This window comes from Methanobacterium sp. BRmetb2, from assembly GCA_003491285.1.
Lineage (GTDB): Archaea > Methanobacteriota > Methanobacteria > Methanobacteriales > Methanobacteriaceae > UBA117.
Map to the genome: position 1 here is coordinate 943,426 of CP022705.1, position 22,618 is coordinate 966,043.

The window sequence follows — 22,618 nt, forward strand, 5'->3', positions numbered from 1 at the left end:
ACCTAATTGGTAAAATCACAGATGTGATTGAATGGAAGAATATGCAATTATTCTTGATTACCTTCCTCTAGGTTATGTTAAGGAAGGTTTACCCTCCTTTAAAAGAAAACCAGTAGCGCAAGCTATCGGTAAGGAGGAGTTCACCCTTCTTGAACTTATCCCCAAAGAGAATGTTGATCTGGATATACACGAAAAGGTTTACATTGGATCTGGGAAAAGGGATAAAATCGCCAGGGTGAACCGAAGACTTAAATACGATGATTTAACCGCCACCGCTAGAGTGGAATTAAATTACGTTGTAGAAGAAATAATAAAGGCTAACGAAGATAAATTCATAGAATTCTTTAATGAATCCGGACCTATAAGTACACGATTACATCAACTTGAGCTTTTACCCGGAATCGGGAAAAAGCACATGTGGGATATTCTCAATGCCCGTAAAGAGAAAAAATTCGATAGTTTTGAAGATATTAAGGATCGAGTACCAATGCTTGCCGATCCAGTGAAACTCATGGTAAAAAGAATACTATTAGAACTGGAAGCCACCCCTGAGAAAAAAGGTAAAAGGAAGTATATACTCTTTACAAGACCTCCCAAACCACGAAGATAACTTGTTTTTTATTTATTAAATTTTATATTATTTTTTAGGAGTAAAATGGAATGTCCCTACTCGGTAAAGAACCAGGGGCAATTTCTCTGGCCCAAGAAACAAAAAATATTTTGAAATCTCATGGAATCCATTTGAACCGCCGTTTAGGCCAAAATTATCTTATTGATGATTTTAAAAGGGAAAAAATACTTAATTTTGCTAATTTAAGTTCAGAAGATGCTGTTTTGGAAGTGGGTCCCGGTATTGGTACTTTAACTCTCCCCTTGGCTCGTCGTGTAGGAAAAGTAGTGGCCATTGAACATGACACCCAAATCCATAATATTTTGGAAGAGAGATTAGAGGAAGAAGGATTAAAAAATGTGGAATTGATCAATGAAGACGCTCTTTCTGTTGATTTTCCTTATTTTAATAAGATTGTATCTAACCTGCCCTATCAAATCTCATCCCCTATCACCTTTAAGTTCCTAGAATATGATTTTGATCTGGCAGTTTTAATGTATCAAAAAGAGTTTGCCCAGCGCATGAATGCCCCTGTGGGAAGCAAACACTATTCTCGCCTGTCAGTAATGCTACACTTTAAGGTTCAAGTGGAAATAATGGATCATGTGCCTCCTCAAGCTTTTATTCCTCATCCTAAAGTGGAATCATCAGTTGTAAAGTTGGTTCCCCTTAGAGATGTTGAAGTTGACGATTTTTTTGCCTCGGTTTGCCGGGCTCTTTTTCAGCACCGGCGCAAAAAAGCCAGGAAAGCTTTGAGGGAATCTTTTCACGAGATCGGAGAAGTGGAGAAGGATGAGGTAAAAGAGATTTTAAATGAATTAAGTGATAATTTAGGAAATGAGAGAGTGTTTAAATTAACACCTGAACAGATTTTAGATATTTCTAATTTTTTAAAAACTAGTTTAGATTTAAAATGATTTAAAGAAATTTATTAAGAGTATTTATTTTATGTTCTTTTTTCAATTTTCAAACTTTTAAAAGAGTAACAAACCCAAAATTTAAATATGATGTAAACTATTTTTTACATATGTAACATATTTTTTACATGGAGGTGAAATTATATGATAATTGCCAAACCTGAATGGTTCAGTCGAAGAAAATATGGTGGCTGGGGATTAAACATTAAAACATGGCAGGGTGCAGTTTATCTGATCTGCGTCCTTTCAATCCTAGTTTTAATCCAAACCCTGCCCTTCTGGAATACCACCCAACGCCTGATAATTACTGGTGGATGGCTAACATTTTTATTCCTGGACCTAGTGGATGTAATGTGGAAACTCAAAAAAGACGAAAGAGAACGAATGCACGAAGCCATTGCCGAAAGGAATGCTGCATGGGGAATGATGCTGGTGCTGGTCATAGGAGTTTTGATAGAACTCCTCTACTATGGCCTGCATCATAAGTTATATGTAGATCCTTTCCTCATAGGGGCTTTAATTATAGGTGTGATCATAAAAGCAGTGAGTAACTACTGGTTGGGTAAACATGACTGATCAAATCTATTTATCTTTTAGATTAAAATAACTATAATTAAATATTGGTAATGAAAGCATGAGAACCAATATCCGAAAATTCAGAGAAGAGATGGGTTTAACGCAGCAGGAACTAGCCAATATTGTGGATGTTACACGACAAACTATAATAGCACTTGAAAGAGGGAAATATAACCCTTCACTCATTTTAGCCTATAAAATAACCCTAGCTTTAAAGAAAAAGTATATTGAAGAAGTTTTTGAAATTGAAAATTAAGCCGGAGTGTTTAAAATGAATAAAAACCCTTTTGAAATATTTCAAGAAGAATGTCCAGAACTAGCAGCAAGTTTTAATAAACTGGTGGAAGTCCAAAAGGACTTGCCTGGCCTGGATCCTAAAACCAAACAACTCGTTAATATTGCCATTCAGACATCTAACCATAATGTAATTGGGGTTAAGATGCATGCTGCCATGGCCCGACAAATGGGAGCCACACTTGAAGAGGTTAAAGGAGCTGTTGTGATGAATTTACATCTATCTGGACTTAGCAGTGTATTGGAATCTCTTCCAGCAGTTTTAGAAGTATATAGAACTGAATAATTCGATTTTTATAGTAAACATATATCAAATCAACTTAAAAAGGAGTTATACTAATGGACCAACGCCACCAAGAATATATAAAATATTATAGATCTCGGATGTTAAAATATAAAAACAACCCCCTATACAAAAATTCATTTGAAACAGAAAAATCACTGTATAATGCAATAAGTAATTCCAAAAATCTTGACGAATTTGGCAAAAAAATAGAAGAAAATAATCTGACAGTGAAAAATGCCATTGCACTGGTTAAAGATCAAGAAACTGCACGAAAAAAACATCTCAAAGAACTAAAAGAATACGTTAAACTAAAAGCCCCACTACGAATTCTGGAAATAATTGATTCAATGGAATCAGACATGGAACTGGTGGAAACTGTTTCAAAAATAGAGGCAGATGTAAACATTGAAATCAGTATTGATTTAATGACTGACTATTTTTATAATGATTTTTTAAGTCTGGAAGAGATTGAAGTTTATAAATCTGCAGAAGTTCCAGAAAAGTGGCAGAACGAAATAAATCATGAATACCCTCAGGAAATGATCAGTTTAGGGCGTGAAAATTGGACAAATGATGTTCTGCCAAGTGCACATAATTGGGATCCACAATGGGAATTTGATTTCGATTTAATCTGGGAAGAAAGGAATAGAAGATTAATACCTGTTAGTGATGAAGTTGTCAGGAAAAGGATAGAGCAATTTAAGATATATAGGGGGATTTAAATGCCTGTTGATAAAAATATGGTTGATCCTATTCTTGATACTTATCGAAACATGTTAAAAGAAGTAGAAGGAAGAGCCAGTGGCGAATATTATGATAAAATGAAAAACACCCTCCAGAGAATGGAATCTCTGGCACTGAAAATGGATGATCTGGCAGCATATACTGCAAAACTTACTACTGAAAATCTTTTTATTGAATTCAGCACTGCCTATTCTAATCTCTTATCTTCAATGGCTAAAGAAGAATATTCAAAGGGAAATTCTGATGAGATATTGCTTCAAAAAACATTAGAATCTTATGAAAATGCCTTAAAAAGTTTAGAAGAGACTCCAAATTCTGAAAAACTCGTAGAACCCATTAAAGAGCTAATAAAACTGGGAAATTCTGGAGTATCTTATCCTGTATTCCTAAGAATTTCTGAGGAAAAAGGATTGAACAAAGCTCTGGACGGGAGTATGGTGGTAAGAGATGCTATTTTGCAAGATGTGGAATTTGCTAAACTCATGCATTTACCTCTGGAAGTGGAAATACACCAGAAGATACTGAAAAAATTTGATGAATTAGCCTCCAAATCCGTTTTTAAAGTTCCAGATAGTTTTGAATTTGGTTTAAATCGGCAAAAGATAGAATGGACATATAAACCAAAAATAAACCAATGGCATATGATAATTAGACTATGGGAAAGATTACTGGATAATGTTTATGATTGGCTTGATTCTTACGGTAATTTCGCACCACAGGATGAAAGATGGGCAGATCTACGTGGTAAAATGTATACTATGCAAAACATTAAAAGAACTCAAGAATGTAACCCCGGAATACTCAAAGCTCGGAAAAAAATATTCTATAACTACTTCGAATTAAAATGGGAGGATATATTTGATCATGAGACCTTCATTAATGAATATCATGCCCGGAGAGTCTGGTATTCTGATGAAACATTGGAATTAATAAAAAAGGTTCATACATACTGTAAACCTTTCCATAGTCCTCCTGAAGAATTAATAAAAGAAGCTGAAGACATATATGCTGGTAAAAGATATAAACGTCCAGATGCATTCCAATTATCTGCAGAAGATCAGGCCCGTTTTATAAAACTATTTGGTGAAAATAAATATAAGGAAATGTTTAAAAAATAGTTTTAAGCATATTACCCCTGTATTATGGATAAAAAATGGTTGATAAACCTCTATAAGTTTCTGTTAAAATGGAAAATAATTTATATTAATTAATAAAAATTAAATGCATAAAAATGTGGCAGAGGGACTATGATGGATAATAATAAAAATAGAACTTCGGGGCGTCCATTTTCGCTTCTGATATTTATAATGATTGTTTTTGGATTATCATGGCCTTTTTTTATTATAGGTGCTATTATAGGTGAAGGATTATTCTGGATATATTTATTTAATTCTATTGCCATGATAATGGTAGCTGTAGGTACATTTTTGGCAGATAGATTTGTTTTCAAGCAGGGTTTTGCCAATTCTGGATTAAACTGGGGAAAACCTATCCATTATGTTCTAGTTATTGGTCTGGCATTCTTGTTATATGTGTTTCCTGCCATTATTGATTCTGGACTGGGTTATAGCAGCTTTCTTGGTGGTATGAGCTGGGAACAACTCTTAATACTGATGGGGACGCTCATCGTGGCTACTATAATACCTGGTTTTGGAGAGGAATTTGGTTGGAGAGGTTACATGTTACCCCACCTAGCCGAAAAGTACACTCCACGCAGGGCAGTTTTACTGCACAGCATTATCTGGTGGGCCTGGCATATACCTGCCCTTGCAACTGGTTGGATCGTACTTACCAGTGTCAGTGGAGGAATGGTGGCCCTATCTATAATATTAGGGGCCGCAGTGACTGTATTCGGTTTAGGTGTTATTTTTGCATACATCTGGTCTCGAAGTAGAAGTTTAGCTGTGGTTTCAGTTTACCACGCCTTTAACAATGGTTTTAAGGATTCTTTGCAACTAGCGGGCATTGGACTTATTGGTCCCATCTCATCTATCTGGTCCTCGATTCTTATGGTAATTATAGGTGTGAGTCTGTTGTGGAAAGGAAGCTGGAAAACCCTGGAAAAACTGAAAAAATAATGTTTGAGGATTCTATGATTAAATATAAGGGCCTTAAAATTAAAACATGCAAAAATGTCTATATACCTGCTGAAGATACCTTTCTATTAGCAGATAATCTAATTATCAATGAATGTGACAGGGTGCTGGAAATTGGAACTGGAGCTGGGCTGGTTGCATTGACTGCAGCCCAAACTGTCCAAAATGTAGTGGCCACCGACATTAATCCTTATGCAGTGAAATGTGCACAAGATAATATTCAATTAAACCATACATATAATGTTGAGGTGAGATCAGGAGATCTATTTCATCCAGTGAAAGATGAGAAGTTTGACCTGATTTTATTTAACACTCCATATCTACCCACTGAAGAAGATGAAAAAATAGATGAGCATTTAAATGCTGCATGGGATGGTGGTGCAGATGGCCGGAAAATTATTGATCTCTTCTTAGATAAAGTAAATGATCATCTAAATCATGGGGGTCGGGTGCAGCTGGTACAATCTTCACTATCCAATACTGAAAAAACCATTAAAAAATTGGAAAACGACGGTTTCGAAGTGGAAATAACTGCGTCTGAAAGATTCTTTTTTGAGGAAGTGGTAGTTATAAGTGGTTTTCTTTAAGAAAATTAGTAAGAATGTAATAGAGCGCACACTTATCAATTTTAAGTAAAATAGAATTCATCAAAGAAGAGTTTAGGTGGAATTGGAGGTATTAAAATAATAAATTATGAAATTACCTCTCCAAATATATCTAAAGCAGTTTTTAATTGATCTTTTGGAATGGTAAATGGCGGTATAATTCTAAGCATGGAAAGATATCTACCCTGTCCTCCACCCATGGTAACCACTCCTCTTTTAAAGAGTTCTGTTTTAATCGTATCTCGGTACTGGGTTAATGGTTTACCTTTAGATTCACGAAAGTCCACTGCCTTCAAAAGACCCCATCCCCTAGTTTGGTAAACCTTATCCAACTCTCTCCATTCATTAAACCGTTCCTCTATAATATTGGCAAGAATATTCACTCTATCCAGTAATTTATATTTCTGCATATATTCCAGGGCAGCCATGTTACCGGCCAGTGCTATTGGAGCTCCTCCATAGGTTGATCCATGGTACGCTGGAATATCCTCCATTATCTCATCTTTAATTATTGCAGCACTTAAGGGAGCCACCCCTCCCCCAAAAGATTTGGCAGTGGTGAATATATCTGGGTTCACACCATAATGTTCATGAGTCCACATTTTACCGCTACGACCCATGCCTGATTGGACTTCATCAAATATAAGTAAGATACCATTATCTTCAGATATTTCCCTTACAGCCTTGATAAATTCCTCCGGTGCAGGGTGCATGAGTCCACCAGTGATGTAGGGCTCTAAAATAAATGCCGCCACCTCTTCGGGATTTACCTGATAAGATAATACCCTATCCTTGAGCATGTGCTCGATACAGTAGCCGGCACAATCATCTGGATCGTCGCAGAACATGCAGTTGGGACAGTTAGCGCCTTCTGTGAAGTAAATATTTGCTGAACGCAGGGAACGGAAAGTTTGAGCATCAGCAGCCTTCTGGGCCATGCAGGATAATGAACCCATGGTACGACCGTAAAATCCACCCATGAATGACACAATACACTCTCTACCAGTATAACTAACTGCAGTTTTTATTGCAGCCTCATTAGCCTCAGTACCATCACAGGCATAATGTACCCTGTAAATTTCCCCTTTAGGTACGGTTTCTAAAATTTCCCTACTCGTATCTATCATTAAGGGTAGATTATAGTCATTAGAGGGAAATATACCCCTGACTCCATATTCTTCCATGATATCCGTTGATCTTTGCCAGATCTCCGGGTTGTTGTAACCGAAATTCATGGTAGATATGCCTGCATTAAGGTCTATGAAAACATTATTATCCACATCTTGAATCAGGGAATTGGCCACCTTTTTAACTGTTAGTGGAAGATCCCAACCATCAACTAATTCACATCTCTTACCTGCCCAACATGATGTTACATACTTCTTGGACTTAATTATATAACCAGCTGAAACAGGACCTGGAGGGCTTTTTTTAATATAAGGCACTCCATTTCCCTCCAAATCTTCTGACCAGTTAGGTATTTCCATTCAACTCCCCCATGTCTAATTTTTATAAAACAAATTTCCCATAATTTATGGATTAGGATTATCCGGTTTTTTAAAATGTAATCAGCTATTTTTTTCAAATTTGAACATTGATAACTCCTTCAAAGGATAAAACTGCATCTCCTTCCATATAAGCACCTAAAGTATCATCTTTTTCATATACCTCTATCTTAAGTTCTCCACCAGGAAGATGAACTAATACATTATTATCCAGTTTTCCGAGCCTATAACCTGCAATAACAGATGCTGTGGCACCAGTACCACAGGCCATGGTCACTCCTGTGCCACGTTCCCAGGTTATCATTTTCATCTCACTTCGACTCGTAATACTGACAAAATGAACGTTTATTCTTTGTGGAAATTTTTCATGCATTTCTATTACTGGTCCTAAAGATTCTAGATCCACTTCTTTCAGATTATCAGTAAACGTTACAGTGTGGGGATTTCCAACATTCACCGCAGTTAATTTAATATTTTTATCGTTTAAAGGTAGTTCCTGGTCAATAAATTCATCTAATTTAGAGATCATGGGAATTTCTTCTGTTTTAAATGTTGCAGTACCCATATCTACCTTTGAGGATATGACCTCTCTGCCTGTTAACTTGTTTTCCACTATTTTAATTCCAGCCAGAGTTTCCACCTTAATTCTTTCTTTGAGGTTGATCCCATTTTCGTAGACAAATTTGGCAAAACATCTAATGCCGTTTCCACACATTTCAGCTTCACTGCCATCAGCATTAAATATTCTAAATCTTATATCTGCCTCATCTACCGTAGCTGGAGAGACAAATATCACACCGTCTGCACCAATCGAAAATCCTCGCTGACAGGTCTCTTCCACAAATTCCGGCTTTTTATTCTCAGGTATTATCTCTTCTTTAGTTTCATCAATTACAATGTAATCATTTCCCAATCCCTGCATTTTTGAAAATAATATAAACTTTTCTTCACTCATTGAAAGCCCTCAAATTAATTATAAAAGATTCTATAAAAAGTAAATAAGATTTTATTTTATTATTTTAAAAGTCTTACGGGTACATTCTGATTGCTTAAAACATCTGCAAATGATTCTCTTTTCCTTATGATCTCAGATTCCCCATTATTTACCAACACTTCCATGGTTTTTGGTCTGGAATTGTACTGAGACGACATGGAAAATGCGTATGCGCCTGCATTTAAGATAGCTAATAAGTATCCTTCTTTAATTTCAGGCATAGGACGATCTCTGGCAAATAAATCTCCGGATTCACATATATTACCTGCTATGTCAATATTCTGAACAGGTTCTGCCAATGGTTGACTGGCAGATACAATATGATGATAAGATCCATACATGGAAGGCCTAAGCAAAGTGTTAAATCCAGCATCCACACCGGCAAATTTACGATAACTCTGTTTTATAGTATTAACCCGAGTTAAAAGTATTGATGCATCCCCTACAATGTATCGGCCCGGTTCAATGTACATAGCAGGTTTTCCCAGATTATATTCAGCTAACTTGTCCTTATAGAGCGTGGTTATTTCTTTTGAAAACAGTTCTATATCTAATTTAGATTCATCTGGTTGGTAAGGTATTCCCAAACCGCCCCCAAAATCTATAAACTCAAATTTAACTCCTGCTTCATTGCTAACCCTTCCAGCAACATCCATCAACGTCTCCACTGCCAGCATGAATGGTTCAGGATCCAGTATACCTGACCCTATGTGAGTATGTATACCTACAGGATTAAATCCTGAATCCTGAGCCATTTTATATGCGTCAACTGCTTCTTCTTCCATAACCCCAAATTTACTTAGATCCCCTCCAGTTATACAGTGTTCATGGTGGCCGGCGCCTACTTTAGGATTTACCCGGAATGAAATATTTAGATTAGAAGGTTGAGTAATCCTTGAAAGTCTCTGCAGTTGTGAAATAGAGTCAACATTAATGGTTACACCAGAGGAGACTGCAAATTTTAATTCCTCATCAGTGACATTGTTTCCAGTGAATAATATTCTGGATGGTTCAAACCCTGCTAAAAGAGCCGTGTATACTTCTCCAGGAGAAACTGCATCTATAGAACTTCCTTCCTGTTCCATGATCCTCATTACTGCCAGGTTGGTGTTGGCCTTACATGCATAAAATATTTTGAAGTCTGAATAGTGCTGAGCGAATGCCCTGTATAATCTTCTGTAGTTTTCCCTAATTCTAGATTCATCCACCACATAAAGGGGAGTTCCATATTTTTCAGCCAATTCTATTGTGTCGGCCCCTCCGATACTCAAATTACCTTTTTCATTAGTTTTTAAATCGAAATCCATTATATATCCTCCAAAATAATATGAATTCATTTTTCCATTCATGGACGTGAAATATATGTATATTTACTTTATTGTTTTTGTTCATTATTTGATATTTAATTCATTTTACAAAATTGTTACTAAATTTTTGGTTTAAATTCTTTATTGTAAAAATAGAAATAGATATAATTTGTTGGCATTTATTATAACTGGGGAAACAGATACTTACAAGAAGCTTTGATCATGTTGAATTCAATTTTAGCCCCCGCTAAAATTTGAATTTTTTAATTAAAACATTATGGTTACATTATTGTTTAATTTACATCCCATATAACACTTAACTCCAGTTTAGCCATCTCCACTATTATAGGTCTAAATTAAATAAAATCCTTTCAATAATATTAATTTTAAATTTTAGAATTTTTATAGAATTTTATTAAAAAAAGAAGACTAACTTGATATTTATATCTAAAAAAAAGAAAAAAATTGGAAAGTTTATTGCGTATACTTTCCTTTATATAGTATATAATTTAATATTGAAGGTTATTCTGCCAATTCACCGACTTCTTCTGTATTATCCACTGATTCGCTGATCGGTTCAACATTATCTACAGAATCACTGGTTTCTTGAGTGTTAACTGGTTCACTGATTGGTTCAACTTCTTCTACAGAATTGTTAACTTCCTCATTGACGTTTTCACTGACTTTTTCTGTTGGTATAGAATTACTGGAAGTGCTCACAGAAGTGCTCACATTTGCTGATTTAGTGTTTTCACTGGTTTTAACTGTTTGGCTGGTAGTTTCTTCCTTGGTTTCTCCTTTGTAGCTAGCTATAGTTGTATATTTTGTTGCAATGTTGGTTGAGTAATGTTTGGAACCGTATTTTTTGGTAACCATGGTAGGATCAAATCTTACATATGAACCATCCACTAGTACTTCTAACCAGCGGTGTCTGGCTGATTCTGGACTTGCACCCTGTACTATTTTAACATCATATCCATTTTTAACTAATATCTGTGCAGCCCAGTCTGAAAGACCCCAACAGTCACCATATCCAGTTCTTTCCACTCCTGCTGCAGTAGTTGCTGCTCCGTATCTATGATTAAAGTTCTGGTTTATATAAGCGGCAAGTTTACTTAATCCACTTAATCCACTTAAATTACTCAGTTCGGGGCGGAGTATTATTCCATAACTAGAGATAGTACTACTTCCATATCTTCCAATATTTTGGGTAGTCCGTTGATAGGAGCTGGCAGCTTTAACTTGACTGGTTGTACCAGCAGTGTTTCCACCTAACAGTTCGGATTGAACACTGTCTGTTGAGCCAGTGACTCCACTATCTATTGTGGAAGTTTGTGTATCTTCCCCTACATTATTTTTATCTTTATTAAGATTGTTTCCCTGGCTTAAACCACCATTGGAAACGGTTTCAGCATTGTTATCTGTCATACCTTGGCCAGATAGCCCCCAGAATGCAGGGACCATGGTAATGACCAGGCAGGACACCATGAACAGTGCATATATTGATCGTCGCTTAATCGTATCGCCTCCGATTTTATAGCTTTCGTTGGATAGTACCTTAAAAAAGGTATTTTCAACAGGACTAACATCAATTCCATACCATATATAAATATTATGGTTTAAAATTAAAAAAAAGACAGTTTATAGGCCTTTTATTGTGTTTAAAGATGTATAAAAAAGTATTTCAGATAGATAAGAAAAAGCTCAGATAGTCCTTTAAAATATAAATTAAGCTACAATTGACAGATATTTTTTAGAAATAAGGCATTTATTCAAATTTGATATTACAGGTAGGTGGAAACCTATACAATTTATCAAAGATTTAAACCTTAAATCATCGAAAAAAGAAGTAATTAAAACGTTTTATAAATTTAAGGAACAAATTTAAAAAATTATTACTAAAAAGCCATTATTTATTTTTATTACTTAAAAAAATAAAATTTATAGAATTTATTTATACTTCAGAAAAGTTTTAGGTTACAACTAATAAGAACTCAAGTTAATCAAATAATTATAACAAAGATTGAAAACAGATCTAATAAATAAGTAATACATGTACTTGTGAACCTGTTTAAGATAAGATTTCAGGTACTAATGAAGGTCATTTAAAATTCTTAATATTAGGAAATCCTAAAGATTAAGTGATTTAATTGAATAAAAATCATCCTAACAAATATTTTAACCTTCGAAATGGTTTTATTTTATCTGCAATTATCATAGCTATTAATATAATATTTTTGATTATAGGTAGTGGTGATGAAAATCTTAAAATACTTTTTGGAGACATTTATGCACCTTTAATAAATTTAATTACTACCATTATATTATTTTACGCTGCTAGAATGTCGTACCTCCATCACCGGGAGAGTTATCGTGGATGGGCTTTAATAGCGATAGGCCAATTGATGTTTCTTTTAGGAGATCTAATCTGGGGTATATTTGAGTTGGGACTTGGTTTAGAACCTTTTTCATCAATTGCAGATATATTCTATCTGGCATATTATCCCCTCTTTGCTATGGGTATTTTTCTGCTGCCTAAAAATCCATTTTCTCAAATTAGGCAATTTAAAACTATTTTAGATATTTCAATAATCATTTTAACGTCAGCTTTAATCTTTTGGATATTTTTAATTTCCCCAAATCTATTTAATAATTCAACTGACATCCTTAGTCTGGTAATATCCATTACATACGTAATACTAGACTTTGTTCTTTTATTTGCTTTGATAATTTTACTATTTGAAAAACTAGGAACAAGCAGTAAAAAACCATTCATATTTTTAGCAGCAGGTATAGGAGTTCAGATTATCAGCGATGCCATTTATAGTTACCAGGTGGCAGAACTTTCCTATATATCAGGAGGTTTTTTAGATATAGGATGGATACTAGGTTTTGTTTTAATAGCATTAGCTGGTATTGCTCATGTTGAAAACATTAAGCTGAAAAAATATTCCCAACCAATTATATCAGAATTTACTCCTATAGAATCTCCTTGGCTCTCTTATCTGCCTCTTTTCTGGATATTTATAGCTTACTTACTTTTAGCAAGTAGTCATGATCTTTTTCATGTTAATTTCTATCGAATTTTAGGGTTTGGCTCCATAATATTGTTTTTAGCAATAATACGCCAGATTTTATCTTTAAGAGAAAATAGAGAGCTCTACAGTGATGCTAAAAATGAAATTGCCATGCGCAAAAAAATAGAAAAAGCCCTGAAACAATCTGAATCACATTATAAATCGATATTTGAAAATACTGGGACTGCAACACTAATAATTGAAGATGATAACACCATATCCATGGTAAATAGTGAATTTGAAATGCTTTCAGGTTTTAAAAAAGAAGAAATAGAAGGAAAAATGAGTTGGACTCAATTTATAGCGAAAGATGATCTTGAAAGAATGAAAACCTATCATAAATTGCGGCGTGCAGAACCTGATGTTGTTCCCAGAAATTACGAATTCAAGTTTATAGATAGGAAAAAAAATATGAAAAACATTTTCCTAACTGTATCCATTATTCCAGATACAAAAAAGAGTTTAGTATCACTTATGGACATAACTACTCGCAAAGAATCAGAAAAAAAACTGAAATCATCCCTTAAAGAAAAGGAAATGCTTTTACGTGAAATACATCACCGGGTTAAAAATAACTTGCAAATTATATCTAGCCTTCTGAGTCTGCAATCTCGTTATGTAAAAGATGAAAATGACCTTGAAATATTTAAAGAAAGTCAAAATCGAGTTAAATCCATATCGTACATACATGAATATTTGTATCAGTCCAGAAAAATGTCTAAAATAAATGTATTAGATTACATTAGGCGTGTAACTACCGATTTAATCTATGCCTATAATCTGGACCCAGAAAGAGTGCATATACGAATAGAAATAGAAAAAATTGATTTAAACATTGAAACTGCAACTCCTTTAGGTTTAATCGTCACTGAATTGGTTTCAAACAGTATTAAACACGCGTTTCCCCATAATCAAAAGGGAGAAATAATAGTTAGTCTTTCCTGTGATAATGATGAATTTCTATTAACAGTAAGCGACAATGGAGTTGGAATTCCTGAAGATTTTGACATAGAGAAAACTGAGACTTTAGGTTTAAAACTAGTTAATACGTTAGTAAAACAGATAGATGGTGTAGTTGAACTAGATAAAACTAAAGGAACCAATTTTAAAATTAAATTCAAGGAATTAAAATACATTGAAAGAATTTAAAAATTAGAGGTGCCATATTGAACCATCCATATTCAAAAAAATGGTTAATACTTTTTTCAATGGCTTTAGGAACCATTATGGTGCCTATAAATAGTAGCATTGTGAATGTTTCCCTACCCACTATAACATCATTCTTTTCCGCCTCAGTTTCCACAGCAGAATGGATATTAACATCTTATCTTATAGTTTTACTGGGATTAGTGCTGACTTTCGGGAAATTAGGTGATCTATGGGGACGTGGTAGACTTTATATCTGGGGATTGGTCTTTTTTGTTGTAACATCCATTCTGTGTAGTATTGCTCCGTCTATAAATTTATTAATATTATTTAGGACTCTGCAGGGAATAGGGGCCGCCATGATGATCTCTGTATCCTTAGGAATAGTGAAAAATGCATTTCCAGTTCAAGAGAGAGGAAAAGCGCTTGGTATGTATGCAGTAGCCATAGCTGCCGGTTTGGCGTTGGGACCGGCTATTGGGGGTTTGGTGGAAAGTCTGGGGGGATGGCGTGCCATATTCCTGGTAAATGTGCCTTTAGGAGTTGTCAGTTTTATTAGCTGTTACCATATACTGGAAAGAGGAGATCGTAAATCAGTTGAATGGGATTTTAAGGGTACTTTTCTCCAGTTTGTAGGTCTTTTTCTGATTGTATATTTCTTAAATATTATAGAAATACCAAAAATTACTTTAGAATCATCCATAATAGGAATTATTGCCCTGATATTTTTAATATTGTTTATATGGAATGAAAAAGTTTCTAAAACGCCTCTATTAAATCTTTCATTATTTAAAAACAGAACTTTCACTGCATTCAACACTAGTCTGCTTTTCAACTATTTGTGTATGTATATGATATTGTTTATCATGCCTTTCTATCTTAAGATGGTTTTACATTTAAATGATAGGTATATCGGCCTTATTTTAGCTGTAAGTCCAGTTGTAATGATGTTAATGGCCCCATTAAGTGGATATCTCTCTGATAAAATTGGTTCCCGTCCTTTAGCCCTTACTGGATCTTTAATTTGTGCTGGAGCTCTCTATTCCATGGACAGCTTACACTATTTTCCAGTGCATATGATGTGATATTACGACTGGGACTTTTAGGTTTAGGTGCAGCGATCTTTCAATCCCCCAATAACAAAGCAATCATGAATTTTGCACCAAAAAAAGAGTCAGGAACAATTTCAAGTATAGTTGTTACTATGAGAAATCTTGGAATGGTTTTTGGGGTGAGTATGGCTGGTTTATTGTTGCATACAACTATATCTTCAACATTATTAGAGAAAGAAAAACTGTTTAACCTGGCAGCTTATGATTTTACCCAAGGAATGCATTTAGTAGTGTTATTTGGAGCAGTTTTAAGTGTGGCTATGGCAGTTTTAGCCGTGGTGGGAATGCCTGACCGAATTTATAGAACTAAAAAAATTGTAAAAGAAGTTAAAAACATAACTCTAGATTCTATTAAAGAGTAATGGAAGACATTGCAAAGAAATAGATCATGAAAAATAAGAAAAATAGGTGACTATATCAAATAAATCATATTTAAGCTAATATTTCACTTAAAATAGAAATTGATTTATCTATCTGTTCTTTAGTGATATTCAAAGGTGGTAAAAACCTTAAAACTGTATTTGCAGTACAATTTAATAGAACACCCTTTTCTGCAGCTTTATTCACTATTTTTATGCATTCATGATTAAATTCAACCCCTAACATCAGCCCATATCCCCTTATCTGAATTATATTGTCATTTGCTTCATTTAATGCTTCTAATTTACCTTTGAGATATTCACCATTTTTTTGAGATTTTTCAACCAATTTTTCTTCAATTATCGCCTCAACAGAAGCCTTAGCTGCAGCACATCCCAGAGGATTTCCGCCGAAAGTTGTACCATGATCTCCTGGTTTAAAAGCGTTGGCAACTTCTTCTTGAGCCAATATACCTGCAATAGGATATCCACCACCTAAAGCCTTAGCTATAGTGGTTATATGGGGTTTTATATTGAAGATTTCGGATGCAAACATCTTACCGGTTCGTCCAAAACCAGTCTGAATTTCGTCCATAATTAAAAGAATATCATTTTCTTCACAGATATTCTCTAATTCTTTTAAATAGCCTTCCGGTGGTACAACTATTCCACCTTCTCCCTGAATAGGTTCAACCATTACTGCCGCTGTATCTGATGTTATTGCCTCATTTACAGCTTCAGAATCTCCATAAGGAACATGGACATATCCTCTAGGAAGAGTGCCTATTCCTTCTTTGTATTTATGCTGTCCTGTAGCAGCCACCATAGAAAGGGTTCGGCCGTGGAAAGAGTTTTCCATGGTTATTATGTCATTTTTACCTGTGAATTTCCGTGCCAGCTTAACTGCCCCCTCATTAACCTCAGCACCACTATTGGCAAAGAAAACCTTATCATGAGAAGAGATTTCGCATAATAAACGGGCTAATTCCACTTGTATCTCTGTATAATAAATGTTTGAGCAGTGAATAAGCTTTTCTGCCTGTTTACTTATGGCCTCAACTACCTTAGGGTGAGCATGTCCCACATTATTAACTGCAATACCTGAAAAACAGTCAATATATTCCTTACCCTCTACATCCCACACAAGGGCCCCCTTACCCTTGTCCAAGGCAATTGGTAATCTTCCAAATGTATGCATTATATAATCTTTTTCTAAATCTATTATCTCTTGAGTATTCATTAAATCACCTTTAAGATTAAAATAAATATGTGGAATAAAATAGTATTCTACTAAATAATCTAATTTAATATAAATTCAACATTATTTATAAATGGTTTTAATTAATCGTATTTATTAGTAATTATTAATAATTATTGAGAAATTGAATTATTCAACTGATGAAGGTGAAAATATGAAAAAAGTTATAATAGAAACAGAAAAAGGAGATATAGAATTAGTCTTATTTGATAAAGAAGCACCAAATACTGTTGCTAATTTTGAAAAACTTGCCAAAGATGGATTTTACGATGGTTTAACATTCCATAGAGTCCTTCCAAACTTTGTAATTCAAGGAGGATGTCCCAGAGGAGATGGAACTGGAGGTCCTGGTTACACTATAAAATGCGAAATTAACGAACACAAACATGGCACTGGAGCCCTATCCATGGCCCATGCCGGGAAAGATACTGGTGGAAGCCAGTTTTTCATAACTCACTCCCCACAACCTCACCTTGATGGAGTTCATACTGTATTTGGTAAGGTAGTAAAAGGAATGGACGTTGTGAACAGTATCAAACCTAATGATGTAATGAAAAAAGTCACTGTTTTCGACGAATAAATACTAATTTTATTTTTATTTTTTTATATTAAAATTCAAAATTCCCCTATAACTTGGGATTAATCCATAAATTTTTTCAATACCACAGCATAAATATCGGCGATTTCATCAGCAATTTCCAGGTGATATTCATTATAATCATTCTCAGGATTGCCTAGCACTATTTGTCCCAAAATTCTGTCTTTATATATAACCGGGACTGATAAAAATTGATCCACAGGCATGTGCCCTGGGGGTAAGCCGTGGGCTACTGGATGAGATGCTATATCATGAACATAAAATGATTCCCCTGTATCAAGGGAATAACCTAAAAGTCCGCCATATGTTCCATCCTTTCTAATTTTGAATCTAGCTTCACCAATATTAGCATAATATTGACAACCATCTGTTAAATGAGAGAAAGAAATACCTACACTATCTTTATTCTTGGGATCTACGTAAGCAACATAACAGTGCTTGCTTTGGGTGAGTCGGGTGGCTTTCTCCAAGACATAATCTGATATTTCTTTAAGAGAAGAAATTTCAAGCATTTCTAAAATATTTTCCCTAAATTGAAGCAAATCATCTTTTATGTTATTATTTTTCATAATCCCAGAATTTCTAGATTCATCTTCACCTTTCATAACGACCCTTAAGTATGAATGATCTAAATTAATAAATAAATTTTTCTTAAATGAATTTGCCAATAAAATAAAAAAAACAGTTGAATGCTGTTTTATTGCTTTACTAATAAATGAATATCATATATTATATGATTTTAAAGAAATTTAGAATTTTTTTTGTCTAAAATTTTCATCACTCGCCCTATTAAAAGCTGTGGAGATATTTGAATACCTTCATGAGTTTTGATAAACTTTCCACCACTCTCATGAAATATCTTTGAAACTTTGGCCATTTTAAAAGGTAATTTATCATTGTATTTTATTCTAGAAAATCCATAAACATGTAAAAGACATATTTTAGGAATTAAAACAAGATCATCCTTTTTTATAATCTCACAGTTTTCTTCAATAATTAAAACACTTCCTTTAGGAGCGTAAGGCTTTAAATCTGCTTTTAATTTTATCAAGAGTTTCCGATCATATGAAAACTGGTTTTTACTGATTTTATTTAAATATTTCATTTGCACAAAATTCCGTGCTTCAGGGGAAAGTTTTTCTTCCATGTTCTCTTTAACAGCATCTTCAAGGGCGTGTGTTAATCTAATCCATGCATCTACTTCTCGACAGAAAGTCTTGCTACTGGTAGTTCTCATAGGACACTTCCAGCAGTAATTTTCCTTCAAAATATTCATGATCTTTTCATGAAATTCACTGGAAATATCTTCAAATTCTTTCAAAGTTTTTAAAAGATCCCCCATAGTAACCACTTAATGATATTACTTAATTCATTATTCAAATTAAAATCCTTAAATTAATTATGAATTTAAATGAAAGATGGATGTATGTAATTTTATTAACAACTCAAAAATATCATTTTTTAGGCTTTAATCTATCTAAAAGCCCTGATTTTCGAGCATAATGAAATAAATAGAGCTGAACATATCCTGCGTAACTGCCGAATTGTTTTCGTCCAAAATCTCTAATTTTTTTAACTGGAATGTCTTTTCCATCAAAGTATAAATGGGATACAATTCTTTTTATCCAAACATCAGTGGGAAATGCTTCTCCCATACCATAACCATATAGCAAAATACAATCCGCCACTTTGGGTCCCACCCCTGGCAACTCTGTTAGAGTTTGAAAAGCATCATCATACTTCATGTGGCCCAGTTTTTCCAGATCTATCTCTTCCATTACCATGCGGGCTGCTTCCTTCATAAACTTTCCCCGATAACCCACACCACACGATTTTAAATTGTTTATACATTCTGTTATATCTTTCTCTCCACTACACATTTCCATTTCCTCAAATTCGTGCTCTGGTGCTTGGAGAATTTTACTGGGTACAGGAAAACTATAAAAAGTACCCTGGGAGAAAATACCTTTATCGCCCCATTTTTCCCTCATCAACCTAATAGACCTATTCCACCTTATTATAGAATTATTAGCAGAACATACTGAAGACATTAAACATTCAAAAAGGTTTTGTGCCTTGAATAATCTTAATCCCTGACAAAAATCAATGGTAGGAGCCAGTTGAGGATCATCATTTAAAAATTCATAAAAATGAGTCAGATCAAATTCTAGATCAAAAATACGTTTAATTTCCATGATCAGTGATTTTAAATGAATTTCGTCATTAGATTCAACCTGCAATTTCAAAGGTCCGTACCAATTGTCCTGAGTTAAACTGACCAATACTAACTGCTCATTAACAACTAACAATTCTTGAAAATAATTTTTATTATTAAACCAAGCCGGTTGGGAAGTTTGACCACTATTTATCGTGATTTCAAGATTAAATGGGCCTTTGATTTCTTGGGAAGAAATAGTGAAAGGAGTTATCATATACTTGTCTGTAACTAGATTATCTGATATATAATTTTTCGCCCAGATATAGTATTGTAGATTTAAAACTGGTTTTTAGTGGATTTTCAATCTATTAACTTATTGATAAATGCTAATTATTATAATTTAGTCCATATATCCTGAATTTATTTAAAACTTGTATACGGGTGTGAAATTGTGCATTCCTGTTTTTTATTTAATAAATTAACTCCATAACAAATAAAAGAATTTCTCGCAGAGAACTTTCCATTGCATTTCTTAACCAAAAAAAGATACAATATGTTGATATTACAAAAAAAATTAAAAAAGGAGGAATTAATTAGCATTTTTAGAGTATTCTGTTTTTATCAAGGATCCAAAAACTCCTCCCACCGCACTTAATATTATCCCCACAACTATGTAGACAACATATGCATTCAATATGGTGGTTAAATAAGCATTATATCCTTGAGCAGAGATCATAGCTATTAAAATTAACGTGACTATCAATCCACTGATTAACCCTAAAACCGCCCCATTAAGAGCCCTTATTTTTATATCCCCCTTGATCATAACCCCTATATAAATTCCTGCAAGTAACATCGATGGTAATAGCAGACTTACACCTGAAAAAAGGTCTGAAACTAAATACAATATAATCACAATGCAGACTCCAATTAACAATGGTTTCCATTTTATAAGTTCATTAATCATGTATCTACCTCTGATCTTAAATTTTTTGATTAAAAATCTTTGAAAAAAGAATGGAATTCCAAGAATAATTCAGATATTTAACTGAATTCAGTAGGTATCTGATCATTCTCCAAAAATCCATCCATATCAATATGTTTTACAATGAATCATAAATATTTATTCCAAAATTCATACTATTTATTCCCAAATTCAATCTAAAAACATTAATTAGATTAGATCATGGAATTAGTGAATGAAAAAAATAATTATCCATTGAAAATAATTCAATTTTGACTTGTTTAAGCATTTAGTAAGACAATAATAAATTATTAGTGCTATATAATTTTTAAATGGGAAATTCCGTTATAAATTACCAAAAACCCGATTATCAGTAAAAAAATTGCCATTACCAAATTAGAATGCTTAGAAAGCCACTTATCCATAGGTTCCGAGACTTTTTCAGCGGATTTTGGCATTAATACAAAAAAGAGTAGCGGTACCTCAATTACTATTAAAGTAATAAGAGTTAAAAGTACAATAGCACCTACATCCACCCATATTCCTGTTTTTGCAAGCCCGATCTCTCTTCCAGCTGCTAAAATAAATATAGCTGTACTTAAATTTGTTAGAAAAGTTAAAAGACCTATGGTAAAATATTGGCGAAATTTAGCGAAATTACTAGCCTGAACATCGATGCGTAAGTACTTTATTAGAGAACTGTTTTTTCCATGACTCTTGGAAAAAAAACTTTTAATACCTAAAAGAACCAAAATAGCCCCTAAAAAGAGATCAATAGCCCCTGTAGTAGCAGGATCTCCATGTCCAGTGCTGGTCAAGGCACTGCCTAAGAAAATTCCTAAAAATACAGTTAGTAACAGAACAAAAATTGCCCCCACATAAAAAGAAAGTCCAGATAACTTGGGATTATCTGACATGGACATGGTAATCAGAAATAAAGATAATGCTGTTGGACTAACTGCTGCGGCCCAGGCCAAAGGTATTATTTGAGCAATAAGATTTACATCACCCATTTTTATACTCCTTTAATGATTATAATTATTATAAAAAAATGCTATTTATACTCTAACTCTTTAAAAGTAACCTTAAATTCGGTATCATGACCAGTATTGAGTTTATAATCACCTTCTACCATATTAATTTTTATTTTTCATGGGGTTCCAATACAAAACAGCAGTAATGGTCTCCCCGAGCATAACATTTAACCTCATCTGCGGTTACTGACTGAGAAAAATGGGCTGAGAATAAAGCTTCTAATATCCCTGAATCCAAAGCACATGCTGATTTTCCAATATTTGGGAGAAATTCACATTCAAAACAATCATAAGCACGTATAACTAAAGGTTCAATGCTTTCTACTTCAAGTTTACCCAGTGCATTAGCTTCCCAGAACTTAGCTATTTTTTCCAGAAATTTTTCAGTATTTTCATCCTGTAATTCTGGATAAAAGACTTTTCCAATTTTTGTACCTGTTTGGTGGAGTAGGGGATCTAAGTTAATGCCTTCTTTGATCATTTCCACCCGCAGTATATGAAACATCAAACGGAAAAATTCAAAAGGGTTTCCCTGGTGAATTAAATGTTCTATAAGAAATTCTAACTTTCCTTCTTCCCTTTCTTTCATTTCATTAGGATCCATTTCACCAAGATAGCGGGAATTTATATAAAATATTTTTTTGCGCTGATCATGAGGGTGAGTGCGTGATTCTATTATTCCCTGTTCTCTTAGTTCTTTCAAGTGGACTGAAACTGTTGATCGGGACTTTCCAGCTATTTTAACTATTTCCTCAAAGCTTAATTCTTTTTCCTTTAAAGCTTGGAGAATAGTAGATTTTACTGGGCTTTTGACTACATTTACTCCTTTTTTGGTGGCAAAGATAGTTATAGATTTTTTGGAATCTTCAAAAATGTCTGTTGTTTGATCTTCCTCTCTTTTGTCTCCATATTCCATGACATCAACCTGATACTAATTCTGTCTTCCATCATATATATTTAGTTCGCTATAATGGGAAT

22 protein-coding genes and 1 pseudogene are annotated in these 22,618 nt (G+C 34.0%); 12 read left to right on the forward strand and 11 right to left on the reverse strand.

Going from position 1 to position 22,618, the window contains the following annotated elements:
• The first annotated feature begins 31 nt into the window (after positions 1–31).
• The 9 genes from CIT01_04845 to CIT01_04885 all read left to right on the forward strand — a co-directional run bounded on the left by CIT01_04845 (position 32) and on the right by CIT01_04885 (position 6,110).
• Positions 32–610, forward strand: coding sequence for a DNA-binding protein (locus tag CIT01_04845; GenBank protein ID AXV37569.1), 579 nt, complete (start codon positions 32–34; stop codon positions 608–610).
• A gap of 50 nt (positions 611–660) precedes the next feature.
• Entirely contained in the window at positions 661–1,527 is an 867-nt protein-coding gene (locus tag CIT01_04850; protein ID AXV37570.1) for a 16S rRNA (adenine(1518)-N(6)/adenine(1519)-N(6))-dimethyltransferase, read from the forward strand.
• A 144-nt stretch (positions 1,528–1,671) separates the two neighbouring features.
• On the forward strand, positions 1,672–2,103 hold the full coding sequence (locus CIT01_04855; GenBank protein AXV37571.1) for a hypothetical protein: 432 nt from the start codon (positions 1,672–1,674) through the stop codon (positions 2,101–2,103).
• A gap of 58 nt (positions 2,104–2,161) precedes the next feature.
• Positions 2,162–2,359 carry a transcriptional regulator gene (locus CIT01_04860; GenBank protein AXV37572.1) on the forward strand — a complete coding sequence of 66 codons (198 nt, stop codon included), beginning with the start codon at positions 2,162–2,164 and terminating at the stop codon, positions 2,357–2,359.
• Positions 2,360–2,374: 15 nt separating this feature from the next.
• Positions 2,375–2,683, forward strand: coding sequence for a 4-carboxymuconolactone decarboxylase (locus CIT01_04865; protein AXV37573.1), 309 nt, complete (start codon positions 2,375–2,377; stop codon positions 2,681–2,683).
• Between the two features lie 53 nt (positions 2,684–2,736).
• The gene (locus CIT01_04870; GenBank protein AXV37574.1) at positions 2,737–3,405 is read left to right on the forward strand and encodes a hypothetical protein; all 669 of its coding nucleotides are present in this window, start codon (positions 2,737–2,739) and stop codon (positions 3,403–3,405) included.
• Complete coding sequence (locus tag CIT01_04875; GenBank protein AXV37575.1) at positions 3,406–4,545, forward strand: hypothetical protein; 1,140 nt, start codon at positions 3,406–3,408, stop codon at positions 4,543–4,545.
• Between the two features lie 129 nt (positions 4,546–4,674).
• A complete protein-coding gene (locus CIT01_04880; protein ID AXV37576.1) occupies positions 4,675–5,505 on the forward strand; it encodes a hypothetical protein in 831 nt (276 codons plus the stop codon).
• A gap of 14 nt (positions 5,506–5,519) precedes the next feature.
• The gene (locus CIT01_04885; GenBank protein ID AXV38727.1) at positions 5,520–6,110 is read left to right on the forward strand and encodes a methyltransferase; all 591 of its coding nucleotides are present in this window, start codon (positions 5,520–5,522) and stop codon (positions 6,108–6,110) included.
• Between the two features lie 104 nt (positions 6,111–6,214).
• Here CIT01_04885 and CIT01_04890 read toward each other — a convergent pair whose 3' ends face one another.
• From CIT01_04890 to CIT01_04905, 4 genes are all read right to left on the reverse strand, one after another.
• Entirely contained in the window at positions 6,215–7,615 is a 1,401-nt protein-coding gene (locus CIT01_04890; protein ID AXV37577.1) for a hypothetical protein, read from the reverse strand.
• Between the two features lie 94 nt (positions 7,616–7,709).
• On the reverse strand, positions 7,710–8,588 hold the full coding sequence (locus tag CIT01_04895) for a diaminopimelate epimerase (GenBank protein ID AXV37578.1): 879 nt from the start codon (positions 8,586–8,588) through the stop codon (positions 7,710–7,712).
• Positions 8,589–8,647: 59 nt separating this feature from the next.
• Positions 8,648–9,934 carry a diaminopimelate decarboxylase gene (gene lysA / locus CIT01_04900; GenBank protein AXV37579.1) on the reverse strand — a complete coding sequence of 429 codons (1,287 nt, stop codon included), beginning with the start codon at positions 9,932–9,934 and terminating at the stop codon, positions 8,648–8,650.
• 522 nt (positions 9,935–10,456) lie between these two features.
• Positions 10,457–11,398 carry a hypothetical protein gene (locus CIT01_04905; GenBank protein AXV37580.1) on the reverse strand — a complete coding sequence of 314 codons (942 nt, stop codon included), beginning with the start codon at positions 11,396–11,398 and terminating at the stop codon, positions 10,457–10,459.
• Positions 11,399–12,084: 686 nt separating this feature from the next.
• On the opposite strand from CIT01_04905, the gene CIT01_04910 reads away from it, so the two are divergent.
• Positions 12,085–14,160: a hypothetical protein gene (locus CIT01_04910; GenBank protein ID AXV37581.1), complete on the forward strand. Its 2,076-nt coding sequence runs from the start codon at positions 12,085–12,087 to the stop codon at positions 14,158–14,160.
• A 77-nt stretch (positions 14,161–14,237) separates the two neighbouring features.
• Positions 14,238–15,631, forward strand: a pseudogene (locus tag CIT01_04915) (MFS transporter).
• 70 nt (positions 15,632–15,701) lie between these two features.
• Here the strand turns inward: CIT01_04915 and CIT01_04920 are convergent.
• Entirely contained in the window at positions 15,702–16,868 is a 1,167-nt protein-coding gene (locus CIT01_04920; GenBank protein ID AXV37582.1) for an aspartate aminotransferase family protein, read from the reverse strand.
• Positions 16,869–17,040: 172 nt separating this feature from the next.
• On the opposite strand from CIT01_04920, the gene CIT01_04925 reads away from it, so the two are divergent.
• Positions 17,041–17,466 (forward strand): peptidylprolyl isomerase, encoded by a 426-nt coding sequence (locus tag CIT01_04925; protein ID AXV37583.1) that lies wholly within the window; start codon positions 17,041–17,043, stop codon positions 17,464–17,466.
• A gap of 59 nt (positions 17,467–17,525) precedes the next feature.
• On the opposite strand, the gene CIT01_04930 is transcribed toward CIT01_04925, so the two are convergent.
• From CIT01_04930 to CIT01_04955, 6 genes are all read right to left on the reverse strand, one after another.
• Positions 17,526–18,053 carry a histidine kinase gene (locus CIT01_04930; protein AXV38728.1) on the reverse strand — a complete coding sequence of 176 codons (528 nt, stop codon included), beginning with the start codon at positions 18,051–18,053 and terminating at the stop codon, positions 17,526–17,528.
• 170 nt (positions 18,054–18,223) lie between these two features.
• Positions 18,224–18,826, reverse strand: a complete 603-nt coding sequence (locus CIT01_04935) for a hypothetical protein (protein AXV37584.1) — start codon at positions 18,824–18,826, stop codon at positions 18,224–18,226.
• Between the two features lie 112 nt (positions 18,827–18,938).
• A complete protein-coding gene (locus CIT01_04940) occupies positions 18,939–19,916 on the reverse strand; it encodes a DNA lyase (GenBank protein ID AXV37585.1) in 978 nt (325 codons plus the stop codon).
• A 315-nt stretch (positions 19,917–20,231) separates the two neighbouring features.
• Positions 20,232–20,609: a hypothetical protein gene (locus CIT01_04945; protein AXV37586.1), complete on the reverse strand. Its 378-nt coding sequence runs from the start codon at positions 20,607–20,609 to the stop codon at positions 20,232–20,234.
• A gap of 314 nt (positions 20,610–20,923) precedes the next feature.
• Positions 20,924–21,619: a hypothetical protein gene (locus tag CIT01_04950; GenBank protein AXV37587.1), complete on the reverse strand. Its 696-nt coding sequence runs from the start codon at positions 21,617–21,619 to the stop codon at positions 20,924–20,926.
• Positions 21,620–21,749: 130 nt separating this feature from the next.
• Positions 21,750–22,556 (reverse strand): 4-vinyl reductase, encoded by an 807-nt coding sequence (locus CIT01_04955; GenBank protein AXV37588.1) that lies wholly within the window; start codon positions 22,554–22,556, stop codon positions 21,750–21,752.
• Between the last annotated feature and the right edge of the window lie 62 nt (positions 22,557–22,618).